Source organism: Moraxella oblonga NBRC 102422 (assembly GCF_001598275.1).
GTDB classification, from domain to species: Bacteria; Pseudomonadota; Gammaproteobacteria; order Pseudomonadales; family Moraxellaceae; genus Moraxella; species Moraxella oblonga.
In genome coordinates this window covers 1-6776 of the sequence record NZ_BCYQ01000067.1, presented here as the reverse complement: position 1 = coordinate 6776, position 6776 = coordinate 1, and the positions used below count along the sequence as shown (strand labels likewise).

The following is a 6776-nucleotide window of genomic DNA, read 5'->3' as shown; positions in this document are numbered from 1 at the left end:
TAAGAAGATTTATTCATCTGTACTTGAAATCACAAATTTTGTTTTATTGTATTTAGAAAAAAATAAGAAATTATCATTATGATTTGCCAAAAGATGGATTAAGGCATTTTGTGGTTGATGGTCATAATTTCAATTATCAATCCTTGCTACTCATTTGAGTGTGTTATACAAGAAAAAGCAAATGAAAATTTGCATATGTTTGAAAAAATATATTGATTAAAATTTGTTTTGAAGTTGGAAAATTGGTGTTTTTTAATATCTAGAATTTGACACCAAATATTAAATTGTAAGGTGTATTGATACACCTTACAATTTATGTTCAATTAACCAAGTATTTCTTGTTTAACCAATCCGTACTCTGTCTTGGATAATCTTGCACCAAACTGGCTTACCACACGGCTAGCAACGCCTCCTGCTAGGCGAACGCACGCCTGATAATCCAAGCCTTGTGATAGAGCGTATAAAAATGCCCCTGCAAAATTATCACCTGCCCCATTGGTGTCTACGACATGGGTGGTGGGTACGTCATATAAACTGATGCCATGCTCATCGCCTACGCTGGTGGGTTTTGCCCCATTGGTAACGACAGCAACTTTGGCGTAAGTAAGTAAGGTCTGAACAGCAGTGGTGTCATCATCGGCGTTGGCAAATAATCTGGCTTCGTCCATGTTACAAAATATCATGTCTACACCATCTTGAAGCCATGACATCACGCCATCTTTGGCAAATCGCACTACCGCAGGGTCGGCAAAACTGACTATGATTTTTACGCCTTTGTCTTTGGCGGTTTGGCATAGTTTGGCAATCGCAGGTTGGACGCTTGGCGACATGGCAAGATAACCTTCAAGATACAGGTATTTTGCTCCTGCCATAACATCAAAATCCACATTACTCTCATCAATTTGGCTACTGACTGCCAAATTGGTTTGCATGGTACGCTCGCCATCGTCAGTTACCAACACGATACAACTGCCTGTCGCACCAGTAACTTCGGCTTTTTCATTGTCAATCACCACGCCCATATTTGCCATATCAGACAAATAGAACATGCCACGTTTGTCATGACCGACTCGGCAATGATAGAAGGCTGACCCTCCCAATGCTGAAAAACACGCCACCGTGTTACCTGCCGAACCGCCACTGGCTTGTTTGGTGGGGGTGATGTTGTGTGCTTGTAAAAGGTCAAATAGGGCGGATTGTTCGTCTGTGTCAGCAAGCGTCATGCTACTTTTGCTAAGATTGGTTTTGCTAAGAATGTCATCACTAAGCTGAAATTCGGTATCCACAAGGGCATTGCCAATGGCGATGAGGTCGTACATGGTTTTTCCTAATACAAAATTGGCATTATAGCAAAATAACTGATTGTTGGGTAAAAAAATAAGAGCAAATCGCTTGCCCTTATTTTTGATAAATATCAATCCGCTTGTGCCAGTTGCACCACAAGCAAATCAGCATCTACATCAGGCAAGATACTATCTGCTGTTGCTCCAGCAAGCCATGCTGATAGCCCTGTGCGTTTGTGGCAACCAATAACCACAAGGTCAATGGTGTGCGTTTTACAATAATCCACGATGCCTTTACGTCCTGAAATGGCGGTTTTGATTTTGGCATCGTGGACTTGGAGTTGGTTGCGTGCTAGGACTTCGGCAAGTCGTGTGCGAGCAACTTGACAACGTTCGTCATCAATTTGTTCATGCAGGGCAGAGGCAGGAATCAACTCATAACCAAAGCCTAGCATGGTTTCTTCTACGATGTGTAGTACAGAAAGCTGGGCTGATGGGGAGGATTCCAAAATCCATTTGGCACGACTGGCAACAATATCAGTATCGTCATTTAAATCAGTAACAAGTAAAACGTGCTGATACATCACAACTCCTTAATAAGGTTGGGGTTTGTTGGGGCATACCCACCTTTTGTATTTACAATTAACATGAGATAAATCGCACGTTTTTCTAGAAAAAAACGCAGGCTGATAGTAACTTTATCAGATAAGTTTTGCTTTTAAGCCACAGGATTTAGCCATTTTTAATGTAAAAACGCCGTCTTTATTTCTAAATGTAAACAGTATTATAAAGGGTGGGCATACCCTAGTATAAGCAAAATCGGTGTCAATAACAAGTGCTAAATGATAAATTTAACCACAATCCCAACCCAAAACCTTAGCTTGTTGATTGCATAAGATTTGTTGGGTTGTGGGGAAAATGACAATTCTCAATCAAGCACCGACCTTTGGTAAAAGGTAGACTTACTCTAAATGCACCACACCATGACGATAGCGAGCTGATAGAGCGTGTGCTTCTAGGTTTTCTTGTATGGCAAGAATGTCGGCTGTTTTGGCAAGGGGTTTTGAACCCTCTGGCGTACAGTGGATGAGCGATGTTTTTTTGGTAAAATCATACACCCCAAGTGGTGAGCTAAACCTTGCCGTACCTGACGTAGGTAGGACGTGGTTTGACCCTGCACAATAATCTCCAATCGCTTCTGGGGTGTGGCGACCCAAGAAAATTGCCCCTGCATGACGAATGTGTTGTTCAACTTCGTGGGGTTTGTCTAGTGATAGCTCCAAATGTTCAGGAGCGATTTGGTTAATGATGTTGATGCCTTCGGCTCGGTCTTTGACCAAAATCAACGCCCCACGATTGGCAAGGGCAGTGCGTGCAATGTCGGCTTTGGGTAGGTTGGCTAAGGCTTTATCCAATGCTTGCTTGACATCATCAAGCTGTTTTGGGCAAGTGGTTACAAAAATCGCTTGTGCCACCGTATCATGTTCAGCTTGGGACAGCAAATCCATGGCAAGCCAGTCGGCATTGTCGCCAGTTTCGCCTTCGGCATAAACCAAGACCTCAGACGGTCCTGCAATCATGTCAATGCCCACTTGCCCAAATACCGCTCGTTTGGCACAGGCGACGTATTTGTTGCCTGGTCCTGTAATTTTATCAACTTTGGCAATGCTTTGTGTACCATAAGCCAGCCCTGCCACTGCTTGAGCACCACCAATTGTAATGACTTTATCCACGCCTGCCAAGTAAGCTGCTGCCAGTACGAGGGGGTTAAGCTCACCATTTGGGGCAGGCACAACCATGGTGATACGACTTACGCCAGCGACTTTGGCAGGAATGGCATTCATCAGCACGCTGGACGGATAGCTTGCCAAACCGCCCGGCACATAGATACCTACGCTATCAAGGGGGGTAACTTTTTGACCCAAGGTATTGCCCAAAGCGTCTGTGAACGTAAATCCTATCTCTTTTTGGTGTTGGTGAAAGTCAAAAATGCGTTTTGCAGATAATTCTAGGGCGGTTTTGACATCGTCATTGAGGCTATCAAAGGCAGATTTTAACTCATCAGGTTTGATAAACAGTTCGTTGATTGTTTTGGCAGGGTGATTGTCAAATTTTTGAGTCAATGCCAAAATTGCCTCATCGCCACCGTTTCTGACTTCAGCGATGATGTTGTCTACGGTTTCTACTAAATTTTTGTCGGTAACGGTTTCAAAGGCAAGCAATTTGGCAAGTTGTTGTTGAAAGTCAATATCTTGGCTATTTAAAATGGCTAAATTTGGCATAAGAAGTACCTGCTTGTTTATTTGGGTAGATTGGGTAAAAGGTTTGGGTTTAGGGCATAAACAAATGCGATGAGAGACTCGCCATTATCTAGTGTGGCGGTAATTTGTGTGCGTATGTACTCTTTACCTTCAAACTCATCAAGTCTGTCCCAGTGCTGATGTAATTTATCAGACGAAAAAATAAAACCGTGTATGACATCACCATCATCATCGCCAACAAGGGCAGGGTAGCCATGCGTTGCTCCCCAACCTTGTGCGTGCAAAAATCCCTTGACGGTGGCGTTTTGCCAAGTACCATCAATGGGGGTCATGATGCGGTGATTGGGGCGGTTTGGGGCAAGGGTGCCATAGACAAATAAATGCTCCATTAATGCCCTCTGATTGTTTCTTCTAAAATATCCAAAATTGGTTGGATTTGTGCCAATTTGCGTTTGTAGCTGACTGGGTTGGCGATGAGTCGTGAGGATACTTGACAGATTTCATCAAATGGTTCAAGCCCATTGGCACGCAAGGTGTTGCCTGTATCCACCACATCCACAATCAAATCCCCTAGCCCAACAAGTGGAGCAAGCTCCATAGAACCATAGAGTTTGATGATGTCCACCTGCTCACCTTTGCTGGCAAAATACTCACGAGCAACGTTGGCGTATTTGGTGGCGATACGCAATCGGCGGTTGTTGGGTAGGGTTTTACCTTTTATGCCTGCGGTCATCAGACGGCAACGAGCAATGTTTAAATCCATGAGTTCATAGACGTTGGCGTTGTATTCCATGAGTGTGTCTTTGCCTGATATGCCAATGTCTGCTGCCCCATGCTCTACATAGGTAGGTACGTCAGAGGCTCGCAATAACAAAAATCTTACATTTGGATTAGAAGTACCAAAAATGAGCTTGCGAGATTTGTTCATGTCTTCTAAGGGACGAATGTTTGCTTTATCAAATAGCGGTAATGTTTCGTCCAAGATTCGCCCTTTTGAGAGGGCAATGGTTAAACCTAAAAAATCATCTTTCATGGCTGTCTGTTATGTTTTGATAGAAAAATATGTTGATGATGTGCCAATACACCTAATGTCCAAATTGGATTTGGCGGTATTTTGACCATTGCTAAGTGTGCCACGGTCATACAATAAAGATGTATCATCTGTAAAAACGCCCACCAACTTTGTCAAGTCTGATGAGCGTTTGGGATTAGGGTGTCAAATCAATCACACCTTGATATCAACCCTGAATCCGCTCAATGTTTACGCCCAGTGCTTTGAGTTTTTGTTCAACATTGTCATAGCCTCTGTCAATATGATAAATGCGATCAATGATACTCTCACCCTCAGCACACGCTGCCGCCATAACCAGCGACATGGACGCACGCAAATCAGTTGCCATAACAGGGGCGGGGCTAAACTTCTCTACACCTGTTACAATGGCGGTATGCCCATCAATGCGGATATTTGCCCCCATGCGGTTCAGCTCTGGGACGTGCATAAAGCGATTTTCAAAGATGTTTTCAATGATGGTGCTTGTGCCATCTGCCAAACAACACACTGCCATCAGTTGTGCTTGCATGTCGGTGGGGAAACCAGGGTGTACTTGGGTGCGAATATCCACCGCCTTTGGGCGACCTTTCATGACGGCACGAATCCAGTTGTCGCCTGTGGTAATGGTAGCACCCATTGCTTCAAATTTCTTTAAAACAGGGTGGAGCAACTCTGCTGATGTGTTGGTGGTAAGGACATCGCCTTCACTCATCAATGCCCCAGCCAGATATGAACCTGTCTCAATACGGTCTGCAATGACACTATATTCACAGCCGTGCAAACTTTCCACACCTTCAATAATCATGGTTGGCGTACCAATGCCGTCAATCTTGGCACCCATTGCCACAAGCATATTTGCCAAATCCACGACTTCTGGTTCACAAGCACAGTTTTCTAGGCGAGTTGTTCCTTTGGCAAGTGATGCTGCCATGATGACGTTTTCGGTACCGCCCACCGTAACCATGTCAAAAGTAAAATCACAACCTATCAGACGACCGCCAGCAGGTGCATGGGCTTTGACGTAGCCATTTTCTACATTGATGACCGCACCCATGGCTTCAAAGGCTTTTAAATGCTGATCAACAGGGCGAGAGCCGATAGAACAGCCCCCCGGCAAAGAAACTTCGGCTTCGCCAAAACGTCCAAGTAATGCCCCAAGCACCAAGATGGAGGCACGCATGGTACGCACAAGCTCATAAGGGGCATAGTAGTTGGCGACATGGCGAGCGTCTGCGATGACGGTGTTACCTTCTTTTTTGATGTTTACGCCCATGCCTGCGATGAGCTTGATGAGTGTGTCGGTGTCTTTTAGGGTGGGGACGTTGTGCAGTATGGTCTCATCGCTTGGTAAAAGCATGGCTGCCAACAAGGGTAAGGAAGCGTTTTTTGAGCCAGAGACTGCCACCTCGCCTGCAATGCGACTTTTTCCGATGATTTTAAATTTATCCATAAGTTATCTCTATATAAAATAAAAATGACAAATACCCACAAAGCATTTGTCATGATAGGGTTAATGAGATTGGCGAGCTTGGTATTCGGCAGGGGTCAATGCGTGAATGGTTAAGGCGTGCATTGCTCCGCTTTGAATGTGGGCATTGACAATGGCATAAATGGCTTGTTGGCGTTGTACCAAACGCTTGCCATCAAAACTTTCATCAACAATCAATACTTCAAATTTGTTGCCTTGATTGACCGCCTCAATATTGGCATTGGGAAATGTGGGGCGTAATAGGGCGATTAAATCATCAGAATTCATAAAAAACACTCGCTAAAAATTTGTCATTATACAAGATAATCGATCACACCACAATATCAGGGCATATTTGTGCCACTGTACAGTTGTACATAACTGCTTGTGGGTCTGGCGTTGTTTGGGGTTGCGGTGTTATTGTAAGCGTTGTTGTAAATGTTGGCGTTGTTTCCGTAGTTATAAGCAGGCTGTGTGTTATTGTACTGGGGCATGCTAGGAGCTTGAGGTGTACTTGGAGCATTGCTTATGGGCATGCTTGGTAAAGTGTTGTAGTTGGTGTTGTAGTTATTGGGGTTGTTTACAACGCCATTTTGGGTGTAGTTTTGGTTGCCATAGAACGAATTGTTATTAAACGAATTGTTATTAAACGAATTGTTATTAAACGAATTGTTATTAAACGAATTGTTATTAAACGAATTGTTATTAAACGA

8 protein-coding genes are annotated in these 6776 nt (G+C 43.9%); all 8 read right to left on the bottom strand.

What is annotated here, in order from left to right:
- Window positions 1-323 precede the first annotated feature (323 nt).
- On the bottom strand, window positions 324-1319 hold the full coding sequence (locus MOB01S_RS11630) for an adenosine kinase (protein WP_066805666.1): 996 nt from the start codon (window positions 1317-1319) through the stop codon (window positions 324-326).
- A 95-nt stretch (window positions 1320-1414) separates the two neighbouring features.
- Window positions 1415-1867: a universal stress protein gene (locus MOB01S_RS11625; RefSeq protein WP_066805663.1), complete on the bottom strand. Its 453-nt coding sequence runs from the start codon at window positions 1865-1867 to the stop codon at window positions 1415-1417.
- A gap of 378 nt (window positions 1868-2245) precedes the next feature.
- Window positions 2246-3565, bottom strand: a complete 1320-nt coding sequence (hisD, locus tag MOB01S_RS11620; protein WP_066805660.1) for a histidinol dehydrogenase — start codon at window positions 3563-3565, stop codon at window positions 2246-2248.
- Window positions 3566-3582: 17 nt separating this feature from the next.
- Window positions 3583-3933 carry a gamma-glutamylcyclotransferase family protein gene (locus MOB01S_RS11615; RefSeq protein WP_066805657.1) on the bottom strand — a complete coding sequence of 117 codons (351 nt, stop codon included), beginning with the start codon at window positions 3931-3933 and terminating at the stop codon, window positions 3583-3585.
- Window positions 3933-4577, bottom strand: coding sequence for an ATP phosphoribosyltransferase (gene hisG / locus MOB01S_RS11610; RefSeq protein WP_066805655.1), 645 nt, complete (start codon window positions 4575-4577; stop codon window positions 3933-3935). Before hisG ends, MOB01S_RS11615 begins: the two co-directional genes overlap by 1 nt.
- 205 nt (window positions 4578-4782) lie before the next feature.
- A complete protein-coding gene (gene murA / locus MOB01S_RS11605; RefSeq protein WP_066805651.1) occupies window positions 4783-6045 on the bottom strand; it encodes a UDP-N-acetylglucosamine 1-carboxyvinyltransferase in 1263 nt (420 codons plus the stop codon).
- Between the two features lie 60 nt (window positions 6046-6105).
- Complete coding sequence (locus tag MOB01S_RS11600) at window positions 6106-6351, bottom strand: BolA family protein (RefSeq protein WP_066805648.1); 246 nt, start codon at window positions 6349-6351, stop codon at window positions 6106-6108.
- A 56-nt stretch (window positions 6352-6407) separates the two neighbouring features.
- The coding region (locus MOB01S_RS12580; RefSeq protein WP_439646424.1) for a hypothetical protein at window positions 6408-6776 on the bottom strand (369 nt) is incomplete at its 5' end.

Excerpts from the sequence above, each read along its gene's own strand:
- MOB01S_RS11630 (WP_066805666.1), bottom strand. The coding sequence starts at position 1,319 with ATGTACGACCTCATCGCCATTGGCAATGCCCTTGTGGATACCGAATTT.
- MOB01S_RS11625 (WP_066805663.1), bottom strand. The coding sequence starts at position 1,867 with ATGTATCAGCACGTTTTACTTGTTACTGATTTAAATGACGATACTGAT.
- hisD (WP_066805660.1), bottom strand. The coding sequence starts at position 3,565 with ATGCCAAATTTAGCCATTTTAAATAGCCAAGATATTGACTTTCAACAA.
- MOB01S_RS11615 (WP_066805657.1), bottom strand. The coding sequence starts at position 3,933 with ATGGAGCATTTATTTGTCTATGGCACCCTTGCCCCAAACCGCCCCAAT.
- hisG (WP_066805655.1), bottom strand. The coding sequence starts at position 4,577 with ATGAAAGATGATTTTTTAGGTTTAACCATTGCCCTCTCAAAAGGGCGA.
- murA (WP_066805651.1), bottom strand. The coding sequence starts at position 6,045 with ATGGATAAATTTAAAATCATCGGAAAAAGTCGCATTGCAGGCGAGGTG.
- MOB01S_RS11600 (WP_066805648.1), bottom strand. The coding sequence starts at position 6,351 with ATGAATTCTGATGATTTAATCGCCCTATTACGCCCCACATTTCCCAAT.